This is a genomic window from Dietzia sp. HMSC21D01, from assembly GCF_001815995.1.
Classification (GTDB): Bacteria; Actinomycetota; Actinomycetes; order Mycobacteriales; family Mycobacteriaceae; genus Dietzia; species Dietzia cinnamea.
On sequence record NZ_KV824034.1, the window covers coordinates 1 to 17,680 of the forward strand.

A 17,680-nucleotide genomic window follows, 5' to 3' on the forward strand; every position below is an offset into this window, starting at 1 on the left:
CCGCCACCGCTCCGGGGAGCGATGGCGGCCCTTCGTCATGGTCCGCCCGTCGTCAGTGCTTGGCGGGAGCGACGCCCTCAGGGTTCCGGGCTGCCTCGCCGGTCGCGACAGCGCTGGCCGCGGCGTAGTGGTGAGCGGAGACCTCGTGGATCCGGCTCTTCTTGAGGGTGTCGTCCTTCTTGGGACGCAGCGAGATGACCATCCAGATGGCCAGGAACGCGGCGATGCTCACCAGCCAGATGTTCTCGACCCGGCCGATGTGGTTCCCGAAGAGCATCGCCAGGAGGAACAGGACGAAGAACCCGCCCACGGCGACGCCGACCATCCTGCTGTGCTTGTGCCAGCCCCAGGCGACCGAGGGCTCGTCCACGGAACTGATCCCGTTGACGACGATCTCCCTGCTGGTGTGGTGTCCGTCAGCGCTCATGCTCCCCGGTTCTCCTCACGGCTCGCTGGCAGCCCTGCGGGCCGCCGACATCGTGCCCAGTTTGTCACACCGCGTTCTCAGGTCGACGCCTAACCCGCCGCGGGAGGCCCCGAGGGGGTCGTCCGATGCGGCACACACGGCCGTCGGCGTGGACAATGGCGGGGTGACCACGCGCGTTCTCGTCCTCGGCAGTACCGGCTCGATCGGGACCCAGGCACTCGAGGTGACCTCGCAGGCCGGCGCCGACCGCTTCGAGGTGGTCGGTCTGGCCGCCGGTGGTGGCCGCGTCGATCTCCTCGCGGAGCAGATCCGCACGACCGGTGCGCGCTTCGTCGCGGTGTCGGACCCGACCGCGGCAGGGCGAATCGGCTCGGCGTTCCCGGACGTGACGGTCCTGTCCGGCCCGTCCGCGGCGACGCGACTGGTGGACGCGGTCGAGTCGGACGTGGTGCTCAACGGCATCGACGGGTCGAGGGGACTGGGGCCGACCCTCGCCGCCCTGCGCTCGGGCGCCCGGCTCGCTCTGGCCAACAAGGAGTCGCTCGTCGCCGGGGGCGCGCTCGTCACGGGGGCGGCCGCGCCGGGGCAGTTGATCCCGGTGGACTCGGAGCATTCCGCGATGGCGCAGTGCCTGCGTGCGGGCGCGAGCGACGAGGTGGCCTCGCTGGTCCTCACCGCGTCCGGTGGCCCGTTCCGCGGTCGGACGCGCGCGGAGCTGGCCGACGTCACGGCCGAGGAGGCCCTGCGCCACCCCACGTGGGCGATGGGCCGGATGATCACGCTCAACTCGGCGACGCTGGTCAACAAGTCTCTCGAGCTCATCGAGGCGCACCTGCTGTTCGGGGTGCCCTACGACCGGATCGACGTCACGGTCCACCCGCAGTCGGTGGTGCACTCGGCCGTGACCTTCGTCGACGGCGCGACGGTGGCCAAGGCGTCGCCGCCGTCGATGAAGCTCCCGATCGCGCTGGCCCTGGGCTGGCCCGACCGCGTCCCGGGTGCGTCGACGCCGCTGGATTTCACCCGCGCGCACACGTGGACGTTCGAGCCGGTCGACACCGGGACCTTCCCCGCTATCGAGGTGGCCCGCGCGGCCGGCGAGTCGGGTGGCCTGCGCACGGCGGTGTTCAACGCGGCCAACGAGGAGGCCGCGCCGGCGTTCCTCGACGGTCGGATCCGGTTCACGGACATCGTGGACGTGGTGGCGGAGACCGTCGGCGCCGCGGACGAGTGGTCGTCTGATCCGCGGGATCCCGACGACGTCGCGGCGGCGGAGTCCTGGGCGCGGCGGCACGCCGCGGCCATCGTCACGGGCCTGGAGGGCTGAGTCGTGCTGATCGTCGGGATCGTCCTGTTCGCGCTGGGGATCATGGTGTCGATCGTGCTCCACGAATACGGGCACATGAGGGTGGCCCTGTGGTCGGGGATGAAGGTGCGCCGGTTCTTCGTGGGCTTCGGCCCGACCCTGTGGTCGGTGCGGCGGGGCGGGATCGAGTACGGGCTCAAGGCGATCCCGCTGGGGGGCTTCTGCGACATCGCGGGGATGACCGCGTACGACCGGTTGCCGCCGGAGGACGAGCCGAAGGCCATGTGGCGTCAGGCGTGGTGGAAGCGCGTCGCGGTGCTGCTGGCGGGGCCGTTCATGAACATCGTGCTGGCGATCGCCCTCTTCTACACGGTCGCCCTGGGGTGGGGGCTGGCCAACCGGGACGTCCAACCGATCCCGACCGACCGGGTCGCCGCGGTGGTCGGTGACACGTGCGCGGGTGCGGACGACTGTGGCATCGGCGTGGGCCCCGCCGGTGAGGCGGGGATCCTCCCGGGCGACCGGATCACCGCCGTCGACGGGGTCCCCGTGGTGAGCTGGGCCGACCTGTCGGAGGTGGTGTCGGCGCGCCCCGGCGAGACCGTGCCGGTGGCGTTGGAGCGGGACGGGGAGGAGGTGACGACGACGACGAGGTTGACCTCGTCGACCGTCGACGGTCAGGAGCGGGGAGCGCTCGGTGTCCGGCTTTCGGAGGACGGGATCCCGCAGGAGATCCTCGATGACCCCGCGTATCAGACCGTCAACACCTATGACGCGCTCTCCGCGGTGCCCGCGACCTTCGTCTTCACCGGCGAGATGGTGGAGGCGACCGTCGAGGGGCTGATCTCGTTCCCGGCGAAGATCCCGGCCGTCGCGGCGTCGATCTTCGGTGCGGAGCGGGCCGAGGACTCGCCGGTGTCAGTGGTCGGAGCCAGCTACATCGGCGGACAGGCGGTCGAGCAGGGGCTGTGGAGTCTGTTCCTGCTCTTCCTGGCCGGGCTCAATCTCTTCCTCGGCGCGTTCAATCTCGTGCCGTTGACGCCGTTCGACGGCGGCCACATCGCGGTGGTGTTCTACGAGAAGATCCGCGACGCGGTGCGGAGGCTGCGCGGTCTGGCCCCCGGCGGCCCGGCCGACTACGAGAAGCTGGCGCCGCTGACGATGGCGGTGTTCGTCCTGCTGATCGGCGTGTCCGCGATCGTCATCACCGCCGACTTCGTCAACCCGATCCTGCTGCCGGGCTGAGCCGACCCACACCCACCTCGCCCCCGTCGCCGGTTACCCGGATAATGGCGGTCGGGACTCGTGGGCACCCGGCCCGCAGCCCCTACGGAAGGCCTGTTGTGAACGACTCATCCTCGATCCCGGTCGGACTGGGTATGCCCGACGCACCGCCGCCGGTGCTGGCGCCGCGGCGCAGAACCCGGCAGCTGTACGTCGGCCCGGTCGGCGTGGGCAGTGATCACCCGGTTTCGGTCCAGTCCATGACCAACACCAAGACGCACGACATCAACTCGACGCTGCAGCAGATCGCCGAGCTCACGGCGTCCGGCTGCGACATCGTGCGCGTGGCCTGCCCGCGACAGGAGGACGCCGACGCGCTGTCGACGATCGCCCGCAAGTCGCCGATCCCGGTGATCGCCGACATCCACTTCCAGCCCAAGTACATCTTCGCGGCGATCGACGCCGGGTGTGCGGCGGTGCGCGTCAACCCGGGCAACATCAAGGAGTTCGACGGGCGCGTCAAGGAGGTCGCCAAGGCGGCCGGTGACGCGGGCATCCCGATCCGTATCGGCGTCAACGCGGGCTCGCTGGACCCGCGGCTGCTGGCCAAGTACGGCAAGGCCACGCCCGAGGCGCTCGTGGAGTCCGCCGTATGGGAGGCGTCCCTGTTCGAGGAGCACGGGTTCGGTGACATCAAGATCTCGGTCAAGCACAACGACCCGGTGATCATGGTCGAGGCGTACCGACAGCTCGCCGCCCAGACCGACTACCCGCTGCACCTCGGCGTGACGGAGGCGGGCCCTGCGTTCCAGGGCACCATCAAGTCCGCCGTCGCGTTCGGCGCGCTGTTGGCCGAGGGCATCGGCGACACGATCCGTGTCTCCCTCTCGGCCCCGCCGGCCGAGGAGATCAAGGTCGGCGCGCAGATCCTGCAGTCGCTCAACCTGCGACCGCGGAAGCTGGAGATCGTCTCGTGCCCGTCCTGCGGTCGCGCGCAGGTCGACGTGTACAAGCTCGCCGAGGAGGTCACCGCCGGCCTCGAGGGGATGAGCGTTCCGCTGCGCGTGGCCGTGATGGGTTGCGTGGTCAACGGACCGGGCGAGGCGCGTGACGCCGATCTGGGTGTCGCCTCGGGTAACGGCAAGGGGCAGATCTTCGTCAGGGGCGAGGTCATCAAGACGGTGCCGGAGGCGGCGATCGTGGAGACCCTCATCGAGGAGGCCATGCGGATCGCCGACGAGATGGGCGAGACGGTGGGGGAGGCCGCCGAGGGCCAGGGCCCCCAGGTCAAGGTCACGCGATAGGCCGTGACCGACACGGCTGCGCCGGACACCGGGATCGGTGGGTGCCGGGAGGTCGGCCCGGGCGAGTCCCGGGCCGTGTCCGATGTGCTGGCGTCCGATCCGCTGGTCGCGGCGCCCGCCGCGGAGAAGTTCGCGACGTCGGGCGTGGTGGCCGGTGCGGACGGGCGGTTCCTCACCCTCGGCGGTCCCGCGCGGTCGCTGGTCTTCGTCGGCAGCTCCGTGCTGCCGCTGCGCGGTGACGACGCCGATCACCGCGCGCTCGGCCGCGCGGTCGCCGGCCTCGGGCTCGGTCCCATGTCCGTCCACGGTCGGCGGGAGCAGGTGGCCTCCCTGTGGCCGGCCCTCCGTGACGCCTGGGGGGAGGCCAGGGAGTACCGGGACCAGCAGTACCTCATGACGCTGGAGCGCCCGGTGGATCCCGCCATGATTCCCGACGGGATCCGTCCGGCCACCCTGGAGGAGTTCGAGCCGGTTCTGGCGGCCGCCGCGGCCATGTATCGCGAGGAGCTGCGCGCCGACCCGTTCGCCGTGGGAGCGGGGATCCCCTTCCGTCGTCGCGTCGCCCGCTCGTTGGCGCGGGGACGGACCTGGATCGGGCTCGACCGGGGCGAGGTGGTCTTCAAGGCCGACATCGCCGCTCTCGCCCCGCGGGTCGCGCAGATCCAGGGCATATGGGTCCACCGGGACAAGCGGGGCGCCGGTCTCGGATCGGGGGGGACGGCCGCGGTGTGCGCGGCGCTCCGGTCCCACGGGCTCACGCCGTCGCTCGTGGTGAACGGGTCCAATGTCGCCGCCCGCGCCGCCTACCGCCGCGTCGGCATGACCGACGCCGTCGACTACGCGACGGTCCTGCTGTGATCGGCACGGCCGCCGCCGCGCGGGCCCGACCCCGAGCGGGGTACCGCGGCCACCGCGGCTTCGGCCCGGGTCGGGCGCTGTGGGACAGTGGACCGGAAGTCGGATCGTGAGCTCGGATTTCTCGAATCGCACGGAGGGTAGGACGGCGATGGACAGGACAGCGACGGTGATCACCGGACACGGCGCCTCGCGGGGGAGGGCCGCGTGAGCGTTCCCGCCCCAGCCACTGGGCCCGTCACCACTGCGCCCGCCACCACTGCGCCCGTCACGACTGCGCCCGTCACCGGGGCGCCGGTCGGCGGTGCCGTGACCGATCCGGGTTTCCGGTCGCAGCGTGGAGCCGACCGGGTCATGCGACGCCTCCTCGGTATCCACGAGATCGACAGGAAGGCCGGCTCGGGCGCGCACCGGGCGTTCCGGATCTCCGTTCTCGTGTCCGCCGTGCGCTGCCTCATCACGTACCTCGCGATCCCGATCCTCGTGCCGCTGCTCAGCTTGTCCGGGTGGGTGGCGGCCCCGGTCGGCATCGCGCTGTGCGTCATCGCCGTGGTCAACGGAGTGGTGAGCGTGCGGCGTTTCTGGGCGTCCGACCACGCCCGGCGCTGGACCTACACCGCCTTCATGGGCGTCGTGTTCGTCATCCTCGGCGTGGCCATGGTCTCCGAGTTGAGCCGGTTGGGGGTGATGTGATGGATCCGCGACAGAACCCCGACACCGGGGCCGAGCAGGACGACCGGGTGGAGCCCGACGAGACCGGCCGGTCCCCGGGCGGCGACGTGCTCACCATGTGCCTCTTCGGGGCCATGGTGATCATCGCCTCGATCTGTTTCGTCATCTGGTGACCCGCCGCCCCCGCCCGTGAGCACCGGCGGGGCCGGTCGGCTCGACGCGGCCTATCCTGGTGGTATGACCACCTCCACCCGCCATCCCCTCGTCCCCGGTGATCCCACCCCGATACGGACGGTGCCCGACTCGATCCCGCGTCCGGAGTACGTGTGGCGCGACCGCGTCGACGAGGCCAACGGCGAGGCGTGGGTGCAGCCGCCCGAGGTGATCGACGCGATGCGCGTGGCCAGCAGGATCGCGGCGGACGCGCTCGTCGCCGCCGGCGAGGCCGTCGCGCCGGGCGTGACCACGGACGAGATCGACCGGGTCGTCCACGAGTACCTGTGTGACCACGGGGCCTATCCGTCGACGCTGGGGTACAAGGCGTTCCCCAAGTCGTGCTGCGTCTCGCTCAACGAGGTCATCTGCCACGGCATCCCGGACACCACGGTGATCCGGGACGGAGACATCGTGAACGTGGACGTGACGGCCTATATCCAGGGCGTGCACGGCGACACGAACGCGACGTTCCTCGCCGGCGAGGTCAGCGACGAGGTGCGACTGCTGGTCGAGCGGACCGAGGAGGCGATGAACCGCGGGATCAAGGCCATCCGCCCCGGACGCGAGGTCAACGTCATCGGTCGCGTCATCGAGTCCTACGCCCGGAGGTTCGACTACACGGTGGTCCGTGAGTTCACGGGTCACGGCGTCGGGCCGACCTTCCACAACGGTCTGGTCGTCCTGCACTACGACGACCCGTCGAGGACCGAGGTGCTCGAGCCGGGCATGACGCTGACCGTCGAGCCGATGATCTCCCTCGGCGGCCCGGGATTCGAGGTCTGGGACGACGACTGGACCGTGACGACCGCGGACAAGGCGTGGACCGCTCAGTTCGAGCACACGGTCGTCGTGACCGAGGACGGTTATGAGATCCTCACCCTGCCCTCCGGCTCCTGACCCGCCCGGACCGGGATATGGACGGTCGTCCCGATGCGGCCTCGAGCGTGGACACGACAGTGCATACTGTCCAGCATGATCGACTCGCCCCGTGGACCCGTGGACCAGATCGACCTGTTGGTGGTGGGCGCCGGTTTCGGCGGTATCGCCATGGCCGACCGTCTCCTGCGCGAGGGGCGGGGCCGCGACTTCCTCGTCCTCGAGGCCGCCGACGAGGTCGGCGGGACCTGGCGCGACAACACGTACCCGGGCTGCGCCTGCGATGTGCCGACGGCGTTGTACTCGCTGTCCCGTCACGCCCACCCCGGGTGGTCGCACTCGTTCGGACGCCAGCCCGAGATCCACTCCTACCTGGTGTCGGTCGCCGACCGTATAGGCCTACGTGAGCGGCTCGTCACGTCGTGTGAGGTGACCGCGGCGAAGTGGGACGCGACCGAGGGGACGTGGGTCGTCGACACCAGTCGCGGGCAGGTGCGGGCGCGTCACCTCGTGGCGGCGACGGGCGCTCTCTCCGCACCGTCGGTTCCCCGTCTCCCGGGACTCGACTCGTTCGAGGGGGAGGTGTTCCACTCCGCCCGGTGGCGACACGACATCCCACTCGAGGGCAAGAGGGTCGCGGTGGTGGGCACCGGGGCCTCCGCCGTGCAGTTCGTCCCCGAGATCGCGGGGACCGCCGAGCACGTGACGGTGTTCCAGCGGACCCCCGGGTGGATCCTGCCCCGGCTCGACCGTCCGATCTCCGAACGCCGGAAGAGGCTGTACCGGCGACTGCCGCTCCTGCAGAAGCTCGTCCGCGGCCGGATCTATCTGGGGCGCGAACTGTATGTCGTCGTGTTCACCCGCGCGCAGTTCCTGCTGCGCTTCTTCGAGTGGTTCGCGCGGTTCTACCTCTTCCTCAAGGTGCGGGATCGCCGCGTGCGCAGAGCGCTCACCCCGGACTTCTCGATCGGCTGCAAGCGCGTCCTGCTCACGAGCCACTGGCTCCCCGCGCTGACGCGCCCCGATGTGTCGCTCGTCCCCGGAGCGGCGTCCGCGGTCACGCCCCGGGGCCCGGTCGCCGACGACGGGACCGAGCACCCGGCGGACGTGATCATCTTCGGCACCGGGTTCCAGCCGACCGAGCCGCCGATCTCGAAGGTGATCACCGGAGCCGACGGCCGCACGCTCGCCGAGCACTGGGACGGCAGCCCGCGTGCCCACAACGGAGTCACGGTCGCCGGTTTCCCCAACCTGTTCCTGCTCTACGGACCCAACACGAATCTGGGGCACTCGTCGATCGTGTACATGCTGGAATCGCAGGCCGGGCACGTCCTGCGCCTGGTCGACCTGGCGGAGCGGTCGGGGAGCGGGACGATCCAGGTGCGGGCCGAGGTGGAGCGGGCCTACGCCGATCGCATGGACCGCGAGCTGGCCCACACGGTGTGGAACCAGGGCGGGTGCTCGAGTTGGTACATCGACTCGCGCGGCCGGAACTCGCTGCAGTGGCCGACGTTCACGTTCCGGTATCGCGAGCAGGTCCGCGTCGTGGATCCGGAGGACTTCGTCCTCACCTGACCGCGCCGGCCGCGGACTAGAAGCCGCGGTCGGGGAAGTCGAGCCCCAGCAGTGCGTTCTCGACCACCTCGGCCATCGCCGGGTGGATCCAGTACTGACGCCGCGCGAGATCGGGCACGGTGATCTCGAACTCCATCGCCTGGATGAGGATCTGGATGAGCGACGGCGCGTGGGCACCCATGATGTGGGCGCCGAGCAGAAGACCGGTCGCCCGGTCGGCGATCAGCTTGCAGCAACCGACCGAGTCCTCCATCGCCCAGCCGTACGCCACGTCGCCGTAGTCCTGGGTCTTGACGGTCACGTCGTACCCCGCGGCCCGCGCCTCCGACTCGGTGAGGCCGACCGACGCGATCTGCGGCCACGTGAAGACCGCGTACGGGACGTTGCTGTGGTGGAACGGGTGCAGATCGTCTGGGTGGCGCAGGTTGTGCCCGAGCACGCGCTGTTCGTGGTTGGCGACGTGCTTGAGCTGGAATGGCGAGCTCACGTCGCCCAGCGCCCACACCCCGTCGGCGGTCGTGCGGCCGTACTCGTCCACCCGGACCCGGTCGCCGTCCATCTCCACCCCCGCGGACTCGAGCCCGAGCAGATCGCCGTTCGGCGTGCGCCCGGTCGCCACGAGGAGCGCGTCGCCCGAGCAGCTCGAGCCGTCCTCGAAGGTGATCTCCACGCCCCGGCGGTCCTCACCGGTCGCGGTCATGCTGGTGATCTGCCGACCGAGTCGCACGTCCCAACGACGCCCGGCCGCCGCGGTGAACCGCTCCGCGAGCTCGCGGTCGAGATGCTTGAGCAGCACGTCGGACCGGCCGATGACGGTGACCTCCACACCCAGGGAGGAGAAGATGTGCGCGAACTCGCAGGCGATGAAGCCGGATCCCTGGATGACGATCGACTTCGGCAGCTCCGGGATACGCATCACGTCGTCGCTGGTGTGGTAGGCCACTCCTGCCTCGGTGACGATGTCGGGGACCGACGGACGGCCGCCGGCGGCGATGACGACGGAGTCGGCGGTGATGATCTCCCCGGTGCCGGTGTCAATGGTGCGCGGCCCGACGAACCGCGCGTGCCCGTCGTACACCGTGACGTTGTCGCAGCGGTTACGCCGGTAGTCCTCGCCGCTGTTGGCGATGGGGTCGATCCGGCGTTCGAAGACCCTCGAGACGATGTCCGGCCACCGGACGCCGTCGAGCGTCGAGTCGATCCCGTAGGTGGACGAATGGGTGACCGAGGTGGCCGTGTCCGCCGCGTAGACGAACATCTTGGTGGGGATGCACCCGACGTTGAGGCAGGTGCCGCCGAACGTCCCCTTCTCGCAGATCGCGACGGACTTGTCGGCGAACGACTCGTCGACCAGCGAGTTGCCGCTGCCCGTGCCGATGACGACGAGATCGAAGTGGCGCGAGGGGGTCTGTGTCATTGCGGTCAGGACTCCTTGGGGCGTGCGGACAGGGTCTGGTCGAGCCAACGCCCGAGATGATCGAAGACCACCTCAAGCACGTCGGCGCGGGAGAGGAAGACATCGTGGCGGGCGCGGTCGACGGCGACGTCCGTGACGTCCGCGGAGACGCGGTCGGCGAACCGTTGCATCGACCGGACGTCGAGGATGAGATCCGTGTCGACGTCGATCTCACCGCCGCGAGGCCTCATCCCCACCGACGACGCGGTCGAACGCAACAGCAGAACCGGCAACGGCAGATCGACGCCCGCCTGCAGGCGGCGCTGGGCGCGGCGTACCGCGGCGAGCCATCCGGCGCGAACACCGACTCCTCCGGGGGGTTTGAGGGTGGTATCGAAGTGGAAGTCACCGTCGTGATCGACGTGGGTGCTGATCACGTACCGGTCCGACGTGGGCAACGGGAGCCGGTAGAACGGGCGGACCGAGCCCAATGTCCGGATCACCGGATCGAGCACCGCCCGGGCGCGTTCCGGCACGTCGAGCTGGAACCAGGGGGAGTTCAGCACCACACCGACGACGGGCGCAAGCGCGGAGCGGTCGCGACGCCGCGCCAGCCACAGGGGGACCACCAGGCCACCCGTGGAGTGCGCGAACACGAACACGGGCACGCCCGGGTGCTCGGCGACGATCACCTCGAGCGCCTGATCCAGCTCGTCGTCGTACCTCTCCAGGTCCGTCGTGAAATGGGGCGTCACCCCCTCCCGCCTCGACCGGCCACACTTGCGCAGATCGATGCCGTACGTCGCCGTTCCCCGCGCGGCGAGGAACTCGGCCAGGTGCGTGTGGAAGAAGTAGTCGGACAGTCCGTGGACCACGAGCGCCACGGCGTCCGGCCGGGCCGGCGCGTCCTCGTGCCGCACCAGGGTCGCCGAGATCGGCCCCTCGCCGTCCGGATCGGTCCCGAGCGGGAGCTCGCGCCGGCGATAGGACGGGCCCAGCAGATCGGGGATCCATCGCGGGTCATGTCCGTGGGCGGCGGGATCGGGGGAGTGCGGCGACACGACGACCATCCTAGTCCGGTGTGCCGCGGCGCCGTCCCCGTGAGTAGGCTTGTAGCCCTGTGGGCGCGGGCCCCAGAGGGACAGCCCCGCGTCGACGCGAGATTCGGGTCCACGACCAATGAGCGAGGGTAGCCGGTGACTTCAGACCAGGTGGCAAAGCACGGAACGACGGATGTGGCGCTCATCGGCGCGGGCATCATGAGCGCGACCCTGGGGGCGTTGCTGCGTCGGCTCCAGCCGGACTGGGACATCCAGGTATTCGAGCGGCTCGAGGGCCCCGCAATGGAGTCCTCCGACGCGTGGAACAACGCCGGCACCGGCCACTCCGCCCTGTGCGAGCTCAACTACTCGCCCAAGACCGCCGACGGCGACGTGGACATCACCAAGGCCGTGGGCGTCAACGAGAAATTCCAGGTCTCCCGCCAGTTCTGGTCCTACGCGGTGGAGAACACCATCCTCGGCGACCCGACGGAGTGGATCCGTCCCGTGCCGCACATGAGCTTCGTCACCGGCAAGGAGGGCCAGGACTACCTGCAGAAGCGGTACGACAAGCTCGCCGGGCACCCGCTGTTCCCGGGAATGGAGCACACCACTGACTTCTCCGAGCTGGAGCGGCTGGTCCCCCTCATGGCGAAGGGCCGCTCGCCCGAGCAGCCGTTCGCGCTGAGCCACTTCTCCAACGGCACCGACGTCAACTTCGGCGCCCTCACCCGTCAGTTCGTCAAGTACCTCACCCGCACCGGCACCGAGGTGCACTACCAGAACCAGGTCAAGGACCTCGAGCGCAACACCGACGGCACGTGGCGCCTCACGGTGACCAACCGCCACACGGGTGACGAGCGCACCGTCGACGCCAAGTTCGTGTTCGTCGGCGCGGGCGGCGGCGCACTGCACCTGCTGCAGAAGTCGGGCATCCCCGAGATCAAGGGCATCGGCGGTTTCCCCGTCGGCGGTCAGTGGCTGCGCTGCACCAACTCCGAGCTCGTAGACCAGCACCAGGCCAAGGTCTACAGCCAGGCCTCCGTCGGCGCGCCCCCGATGTCCGTTCCGCACCTGGACACCCGCGTCATCGACGGCAAGAAGGGCCTGCTGTTCGGTCCCTTCGCCGGCTGGACCCCCAAGTTCCTCAAGATGGGCAGCTTCCTCGACCTGCCGTCGAGCATCCGGCTCGGCAACCTCCTGCCCATGGCAAACATCGGTCTCACCGAGATGAGTCTGGTCAAGTACCTCATCACCGAGCTGGCCAAGAACCACGGCGCACGCGTCGAGTCCCTGCGCGACTTCGTCCCGTCCGCGCAGGAGGGCGACTGGGAGAAGGTCGTCGCCGGCCAGCGGGTGCAGGTGATCAAGCCCAACGGTCGCGGCGGCACCCTCGAGTTCGGCACCGCCGTGGTCAACGCCGCGGACGGGTCCATCGCCGGCCTGCTCGGCGCGTCGCCCGGCGCCTCCACCGCTGTCGACGCCATGGTCGACGTGCTCCAGCGCTGTTTCCCGAGCCGGTTCGCCGAGTGGAAGCCCGCGCTCGAGGAGATGATCCCGTCGCTGGGTCGCAAGCTCGCCGAGGAGCCGGCGCTGTTCACCGAGCAGTTCGAGCGGTCCACCCGGACGCTCAAGCTCGACCAGAAGGTCTGATCGACCGGCGCCGTCGCGCCGCCGTCCCGACGCCCTCATCCCCCGGCCGCCTCCTCGGCGAGGCCGGGGGATGAGTCGTCTCACACGGCCCGGGTCGACGACCGGGACGCCGCCGACGGCGGATAGGATCGGGGCATGATCCGGCCCGTGAACCCGTACCCCGTCGGCCTGGACCTCGAGGGCCGTCGCGTCGTGGTGATCGGCGGCGGATCCGTGGCGCAACGCCGCGTCCCCGTGCTACTCGAGGCCGGCGCGGTCGTCCACCTCATCAGCCCGGAGGTCACGCCCACTCTCCAGGGGCTCATCGACGCGGGCCGTGTCTGGTGGGAACCCCGCGAGTACCGGACGGGGGATCTCGAAGGCGCGTGGTACGCGGTGGCCGCGACCAGGAACTCCCTGGTGAACGCCCGCGTCGCCGCAGAGGCGGAGCAGTACCGTACCTTCTGCGTCCGCTCCGACGCCGTCACGTCCGGCACGGCCGTGACCCCCGCCGTCGTCCGGCGGGGCCAGATGCTCGTGTCGGTCCTCACCGGTGACCGCGACCGGACCGCCGAGGCGCGCGACGTCGTCGCGAAGGCCCTCGACGAGGCCGGTGCCGAGGCCCCGGAGGTCGACGAATCCCTGCGCGGGACCGTCGCCCTCGTCGGAGGGGGGCCGGGGGCGGACGACCTCATGACGGTCCGTGGGCGCCGACTGCTCGCCCGCGCCGACGTGGTGGTCGCCGACCGGCTGGCCCCGCAGCGTCCGCTCGCCGAACTACGCGCGGACGTCGAGATCGTCGACGCAGCGAAGATCCCGTACGGCCGCGCGATGGCCCAGGAGGCGATCAACGAGGTACTCGTGAACCGGGCGCGGGCCGGGAAGTTCGTGGTGCGGCTCAAGGGCGGCGACCCCTTCCTCTACGGACGTGGCTTCGAGGAGGCCCAGGCCTGCGCGGAGGCCGGGATCCCGTGCACGGTCGTGCCGGGCGTGTCCAGCGCGCTCGCCGTACCCGCCCTCGCGGGCATCCCCGTCACGAACCGCGGGATGACCCACGAGCTGACCGTCGTCTCCGGACACCTTCCGCCCGGGCACCCGGGTTCGCTCATCGACTGGGAGGCGCTCGCCCGGATGCGTGGCACGCTCGTCGTGCTGATGGGCGTCAAGAACTCGCCGGCGATCGCCGGGTCGCTCATGGCCGGCGGCCGGTCGCCCGAGACCCCGGCCGCGGTGGTCGTCGACGGCAGCCTCGAGGGCCAGTCGACATACCGTTGCACCCTCGGCACCCTGGCCGCGACCCTCTCCGAGCACGAGGTGCGGCCGCCGGCCATCGTCGTGATCGGCGACGTCGCCGGCCTCCCACAGGTGCTCGCCGCCGACTGACGCACCCGGTCGCGCCCGCGGCGCCGCGGTTCCGCGCCGACCTCCGGCATGATGGCGTCGTGGGCACACCCAAGAAGATCGGCTTCCTGTCCTTCGGACACTGGATGGACCATCCGGACTCCGCGGTCCGGTCCGCCTCCGACGCGTTGCTCCAGAGCGTCGAGCTCGCGGAGGCGGCGGAGGAGCTCGGCGCGGACGGCGCGTACTTCCGGGTCCACCACTTCGCCCGCCAGCTCGGGACCCCCGCCCCGTTGCTCGCGGCCGTCGGCGCCCGGACCCGTCGGATCGAGATCGGTACCGGCGTGGTGGACATGCGCTACGCCAACCCTCTCGGATTCGCCGAGGACATCGCCGCTGCCGATCTCCTCGCCGGCGGGCGCGTCCAGCTCGGGGTCTCCCGTGGATCGCCTGAGCAGGTGATCGACGGCTGGCGCTATTTCGGTTTCCGGCCCGGGGAGGGGGAGACGGACGCGGACATGGCCCGCCGCCACACGGAGGTCTTCCTCCGGGCGGTCGAGGGCGCGGCGTTCGCCGAACCCAATCCGCGTCCGATGTTCCCCAATCCGCCGGGTCTCCTGCGCATCGAGCCCCACTCCGAGGGCCTGCGGAAACGCATCTGGTGGGGCGCCGCCTCCGACGCTACCGCCCGGTGGGCCGCCTCGACGGGGATGCACCTCATGTCCTCCACCCTGAAGGCGGACGAGTCCGGAGAGCCGCTGCACGTCCAGCAGCGCCGGCAGATCGAGGCGTTCCGGGAGGAGTGGGCGCGCCACGACCACGGTTTCGCGCCGAGGGTCTCGGTGTCCCGGTCGATCGTCGCCATCACCTCCGACGCCGACCGGCGTTACTTCCTGGGCGGCGGGCAACGCGGAGATCAGTTCGGGGACATCGAACCGGGCCTGCGTGCGGTCTTCGGCCGCTCGTACGCGGCCGAGCCCGAGGAGCTGATCGAACAGCTCCGGGCCGACGAGGCGATCAGGGCGGCCGACACCCTGCTCGTGACCGTCCCGACCCAGCTCGGCGTCGACTACAACGCCCACCTGCTCGAGTCGATCCTCACCCATGTCGCGCCGGAGCTGGGCTGGCGCTGATCCCCGCCGGGTGACGGTGCCCCGCCCGGAGAGGCCTGCCTGGGGGGCCTGCCCGGGGAGGCCCGCCCGGGGGCGATGCACCGTGCGGGGTCGTCGGCTCAGGGGGCGGTGACCATCGTGACGACCGAGTCGGACTCGTGCTCGACCGTGTGGCCGGCACGACGTGCCACCCGGAGCAGCGAGGCGACGTCGTCCATCTCCGCCCGCGACGTCGCGAGGGTCCGCGCGAGCAGCCCCTTGTGGAACTTGGAGAAATGGGAGACCACCTTGCGGGTGCCGTCCGGATACTCCGTGACCACGTCGACCGTCACCGCGCCCGGGACCGGACCGAGCTGGTGGTAACCGCCCGAACGGAGGTCCACGACGAGGTCGTCGGCCCACGCCGAGGTGGCGGCGGTGAGCGACGGCTTCCACACCGAGCGAAGCGTCCCCAGCCCGGGCAGTTTCGTCGCCGCGGAGAGCCGGTAGTGGGGGATCGGGTCGGAGGCGCCGACGAGGCCGAAGAGCGCGGAGCCGATCCACAGGCGTGCCTCGGCCCGTGATCGCGCCGCGCCGCTCAGCGACGGCTGGTCGAGCGCGTCGTAGAGGACGCCCGTGTACCGGCTCAACGCCGGGGCGGTGGGGGACGACCACAACTGCGCGTTCAGCTCGACCTCGCCCGAGAGTCGCTCGCTCAACCCCAGAGCGGCGCGCGCGGCCTCCGGGTCACCGGTGCACAGGGAGACCAGCGACTCGACGACCATCTTCCGTGTGTCGCCGAGAGACGGTAGCGAGAGCGCCGTGAGATCGAGCGGGGCACCGGAGCCGCCGATGGACTTCGTCTCGGAAGGCGAGAGGAGGATACGCACCCGGCAGAGGCTACCGTCGGGCCGGTCCGGCACCCCCGGCGGCTACTCTGGATCACCGTGATCACGCGCCTGTCCCACCTGTTCCTCCGCACCCTCCGCGACGACCCGTCGGACGCCGAGGTCCTCAGCCACAAGCTGCTCGTCCGCGCCGGCTACATCCGCCGCGTCGCGCCCGGTGTGTACTCCTGGCTCCCGCTGGGGCTGCGCACGCTCAGGCGGGTCGAGCAGGTGGTCCGCGAGGAGATGGACGCCTTCGGCGCCCAGGAGATCAGCCTGCCCGCGCTCCTGCCCCGCGAGCCGTACGAGACCACCGGCCGGTGGACCGAATACGGTCCGGCCCTGTTCCGCCTCAAGGACCGCAAGGGCAACGACATGATGCTCGGGCCCACCCACGAGGAGCTCTTCACGCTCACGGTGCAGGGCGAGTACTCGTCGTACAAGGACCTGCCGGTCACCCTGTACCAGATCCAGACCAAATACCGCGACGAGGAGCGGCCCCGCGCCGGAATCCTGCGCGGCCGCGAGTTCGTGATGAAGGACTCCTACTCCTTCGATGTCGACGACGCCGGGCTCGAGCGCTCGTACCGGGCGCATCGTGACGCGTACCAGCGGATCTTCGACCGACTGGGCATCGAGTACGTCATCTGTGCGGCCACGTCCGGCGCGATGGGCGGATCGGCGTCGGAGGAGTTCCTCGCGGTGTCGGCCGCCGGAGAGGACACGTTCGTGCGATCGACGGACGGAGCGTACGCGGCCAACGTCGAGGCCGTCGTCACCCCCGCGCCCCCCGCACGTCCGCTGGAGGGCCTGCCCGAGGCGACCGTCCACGACACGCCCGACACCCCGACCATCGACTCGCTGGTCGCGTGGGCGAACTCCGCCGGTCTCGGCCGAGAGATCGGCGCCGCCGACACGCTGAAGAACGTGATGCTCAAGGTGCGCCGCCCCGGCGAGGAGTGGGAGCTCCTGGCGGTGGGCCTGCCCGGCGACCGTGAGGTGGACATGAAGCGGGTCGAGGCCGCCCTCGAGCCCGCCGAGGTCGCGATCCTGGAGGAAGCCGACTTCGCCGCCAACCCCTTCCTCGTCAAGGGGTACATCGGCCCCCGGGCGCTCCGGGACAACGAGGTCCGGTACCTGGTCGATCCCCGGGTGGTCGAGGGCACCGCATGGATCACCGGCGCCGACGAGCCGGGCCGCCACGTCGTGGACCTGGTGTGCGGGCGCGATTTCACGCCCGACGGGACGATCGAGGTCGCCGAGGTCCGCGAGGGCGATCCGGCACCCGACGGTCACGGCACCCTGACGCTCGCCCGGGGTATCGAGATCGGCCACATCTTCCAGCTCGGCCGCAAGTACACCGATGCCTTCGGGTTCGACGTGCTGGGGGAGAACGGAAAGCCCGCACGCGTCACGATGGGCTCGTACGGGATCGGCGTCTCGCGCCTGGTCGCCGTCCTCGCCGAGCAGTTCGCCGACGACAAGGGCCTCGTCTGGCCCGCGGAGGCCGCGCCGGCCGACGTGCACGTGGTGATCGCCAACAAGGACCAGGCCGCGATCGACGGGGCGGCGACCCTCGTGGAGGCGTTCGACCGGGCGCGACTCGAGGTCCTCTTCGACGATCGCAAGGCCTCACCGGGCGTGAAGTTCAAGGACGCCGAACTCATCGGCGTGCCCTGGGTCGTCGTGGTGGGTCGCGGCTGGTCCGAGGGGACGGTCGAGCTCCGCCACCGCGCCACCGGCGACGTCACCCAGGTGGCGGTCGACGGTGCCGCGGAGGAGATCATCCGGCTCATCGGCGCCGGGCACTAGTGGTCCGCATTTGAAGTCTTCTTACG

Annotated in this window: 16 protein-coding genes; 12 read left to right on the forward strand and 4 right to left on the reverse strand. The window is 70.7% G+C overall.

Translation table 11 applies throughout. From position 1 onward, the window contains the following. Positions 1-52: 52 nt before the first annotated feature. Positions 53-427 (reverse strand): DUF2631 domain-containing protein, encoded by a 375-nt coding sequence (locus HMPREF3086_RS13660; RefSeq protein ID WP_007626791.1) that lies wholly within the window; start codon positions 425-427, stop codon positions 53-55. Positions 428-590: 163 nt separating this feature from the next. Between HMPREF3086_RS13660 and dxr the strand changes: the two genes are divergently transcribed. The 8 genes from dxr to HMPREF3086_RS13695 all read left to right on the forward strand — a co-directional run bounded on the left by dxr (position 591) and on the right by HMPREF3086_RS13695 (position 8,455). After that, on the forward strand, positions 591-1,754 hold the full coding sequence (gene dxr / locus HMPREF3086_RS13665; protein ID WP_061227749.1) for a 1-deoxy-D-xylulose-5-phosphate reductoisomerase: 1,164 nt from the start codon (positions 591-593) through the stop codon (positions 1,752-1,754). 3 nt (positions 1,755-1,757) lie between these two features. Beyond that, positions 1,758-2,978: a M50 family metallopeptidase gene (locus tag HMPREF3086_RS13670; RefSeq protein ID WP_256386794.1), complete on the forward strand. Its 1,221-nt coding sequence runs from the start codon at positions 1,758-1,760 to the stop codon at positions 2,976-2,978. A gap of 134 nt (positions 2,979-3,112) precedes the next feature. Continuing rightward, positions 3,113-4,261: a flavodoxin-dependent (E)-4-hydroxy-3-methylbut-2-enyl-diphosphate synthase gene (gene ispG / locus HMPREF3086_RS13675; protein ID WP_174521509.1), complete on the forward strand. Its 1,149-nt coding sequence runs from the start codon at positions 3,113-3,115 to the stop codon at positions 4,259-4,261. Positions 4,262-4,264: 3 nt separating this feature from the next. Beyond that, positions 4,265-5,119 carry a GNAT family N-acetyltransferase gene (locus HMPREF3086_RS13680; RefSeq protein WP_061227747.1) on the forward strand — a complete coding sequence of 285 codons (855 nt, stop codon included), beginning with the start codon at positions 4,265-4,267 and terminating at the stop codon, positions 5,117-5,119. Positions 5,120-5,470: 351 nt separating this feature from the next. Further along, positions 5,471-5,809, forward strand: coding sequence for a hypothetical protein (locus HMPREF3086_RS13685; protein WP_061227801.1), 339 nt, complete (start codon positions 5,471-5,473; stop codon positions 5,807-5,809). Beyond that, positions 5,809-5,961: a hypothetical protein gene (locus HMPREF3086_RS19080; protein WP_156482527.1), complete on the forward strand. Its 153-nt coding sequence runs from the start codon at positions 5,809-5,811 to the stop codon at positions 5,959-5,961. The genes HMPREF3086_RS13685 and HMPREF3086_RS19080 overlap by 1 nt, the downstream gene beginning before the upstream one ends. Positions 5,962-6,025: 64 nt before the next feature. Beyond that, positions 6,026-6,901 carry a type I methionyl aminopeptidase gene (gene map / locus HMPREF3086_RS13690; RefSeq protein ID WP_061227746.1) on the forward strand — a complete coding sequence of 292 codons (876 nt, stop codon included), beginning with the start codon at positions 6,026-6,028 and terminating at the stop codon, positions 6,899-6,901. A 75-nt stretch (positions 6,902-6,976) separates the two neighbouring features. Continuing rightward, on the forward strand, positions 6,977-8,455 hold the full coding sequence (locus tag HMPREF3086_RS13695; protein WP_061227745.1) for a flavin-containing monooxygenase: 1,479 nt from the start codon (positions 6,977-6,979) through the stop codon (positions 8,453-8,455). A 16-nt stretch (positions 8,456-8,471) separates the two neighbouring features. Here the strand turns inward: HMPREF3086_RS13695 and mtr are convergent, their stop codons facing one another. Together mtr and HMPREF3086_RS13705 are read right to left on the reverse strand one after the other, a co-directional pair. After that, a complete protein-coding gene (mtr, locus tag HMPREF3086_RS13700) occupies positions 8,472-9,872 on the reverse strand; it encodes a mycothione reductase (RefSeq protein ID WP_063935243.1) in 1,401 nt (466 codons plus the stop codon). 5 nt (positions 9,873-9,877) lie between these two features. Further along, the gene (locus tag HMPREF3086_RS13705) at positions 9,878-10,921 is read right to left on the reverse strand and encodes an alpha/beta hydrolase (RefSeq protein WP_061227743.1); all 1,044 of its coding nucleotides are present in this window, start codon (positions 10,919-10,921) and stop codon (positions 9,878-9,880) included. 126 nt (positions 10,922-11,047) lie between these two features. Between HMPREF3086_RS13705 and mqo the strand changes: the two genes are divergently transcribed. The 3 genes from mqo to HMPREF3086_RS13720 all read left to right on the forward strand — a co-directional run bounded on the left by mqo (position 11,048) and on the right by HMPREF3086_RS13720 (position 14,997). Further along, positions 11,048-12,544, forward strand: a complete 1,497-nt coding sequence (gene mqo, locus HMPREF3086_RS13710) for a malate dehydrogenase (quinone) (RefSeq protein ID WP_082767600.1) — start codon at positions 11,048-11,050, stop codon at positions 12,542-12,544. Between the two features lie 135 nt (positions 12,545-12,679). Beyond that, a complete protein-coding gene (gene cobA, locus HMPREF3086_RS13715; RefSeq protein WP_061227741.1) occupies positions 12,680-13,906 on the forward strand; it encodes a uroporphyrinogen-III C-methyltransferase in 1,227 nt (408 codons plus the stop codon). A gap of 104 nt (positions 13,907-14,010) precedes the next feature. After that, positions 14,011-14,997 carry an LLM class flavin-dependent oxidoreductase gene (locus HMPREF3086_RS13720; protein WP_061227800.1) on the forward strand — a complete coding sequence of 329 codons (987 nt, stop codon included), beginning with the start codon at positions 14,011-14,013 and terminating at the stop codon, positions 14,995-14,997. Positions 14,998-15,095: 98 nt separating this feature from the next. On the opposite strand, the gene HMPREF3086_RS13725 is transcribed toward HMPREF3086_RS13720, so the two are convergent. Then, positions 15,096-15,845, reverse strand: coding sequence for a YaaA family protein (locus HMPREF3086_RS13725; protein WP_061227740.1), 750 nt, complete (start codon positions 15,843-15,845; stop codon positions 15,096-15,098). A 57-nt stretch (positions 15,846-15,902) separates the two neighbouring features. On the opposite strand from HMPREF3086_RS13725, the gene HMPREF3086_RS13730 reads away from it, so the two are divergent. Beyond that, positions 15,903-17,654 carry a proline--tRNA ligase gene (locus tag HMPREF3086_RS13730; protein ID WP_063935242.1) on the forward strand — a complete coding sequence of 584 codons (1,752 nt, stop codon included), beginning with the start codon at positions 15,903-15,905 and terminating at the stop codon, positions 17,652-17,654. Positions 17,655-17,680 lie beyond the last annotated feature (26 nt).

Bases quoted from the DNA above. Each gene is read 5' to 3' on its own strand.
- HMPREF3086_RS13695 (WP_061227745.1), top strand. From the start codon at position 6,977: ATGATCGACTCGCCCCGTGGACCCGTGGACCAGATCGACCTGTTGGTG.
- mtr (WP_063935243.1), bottom strand. From the start codon at position 9,872: ATGACACAGACCCCCTCGCGCCACTTCGATCTCGTCGTCATCGGCACG.
- HMPREF3086_RS19080 (WP_156482527.1), top strand. From the start codon at position 5,809: ATGGATCCGCGACAGAACCCCGACACCGGGGCCGAGCAGGACGACCGG.
- HMPREF3086_RS13685 (WP_061227801.1), top strand. From the start codon at position 5,471: ATGCGACGCCTCCTCGGTATCCACGAGATCGACAGGAAGGCCGGCTCG.
- HMPREF3086_RS13660 (WP_007626791.1), bottom strand. From the start codon at position 427: ATGAGCGCTGACGGACACCACACCAGCAGGGAGATCGTCGTCAACGGG.
- cobA (WP_061227741.1), top strand. From the start codon at position 12,680: ATGATCCGGCCCGTGAACCCGTACCCCGTCGGCCTGGACCTCGAGGGC.
- HMPREF3086_RS13705 (WP_061227743.1), bottom strand. From the start codon at position 10,921: ATGGTCGTCGTGTCGCCGCACTCCCCCGATCCCGCCGCCCACGGACAT.
- map (WP_061227746.1), top strand. From the start codon at position 6,026: ATGACCACCTCCACCCGCCATCCCCTCGTCCCCGGTGATCCCACCCCG.
- HMPREF3086_RS13720 (WP_061227800.1), top strand. From the start codon at position 14,011: ATGGACCATCCGGACTCCGCGGTCCGGTCCGCCTCCGACGCGTTGCTC.
- ispG (WP_174521509.1), top strand. From the start codon at position 3,113: ATGCCCGACGCACCGCCGCCGGTGCTGGCGCCGCGGCGCAGAACCCGG.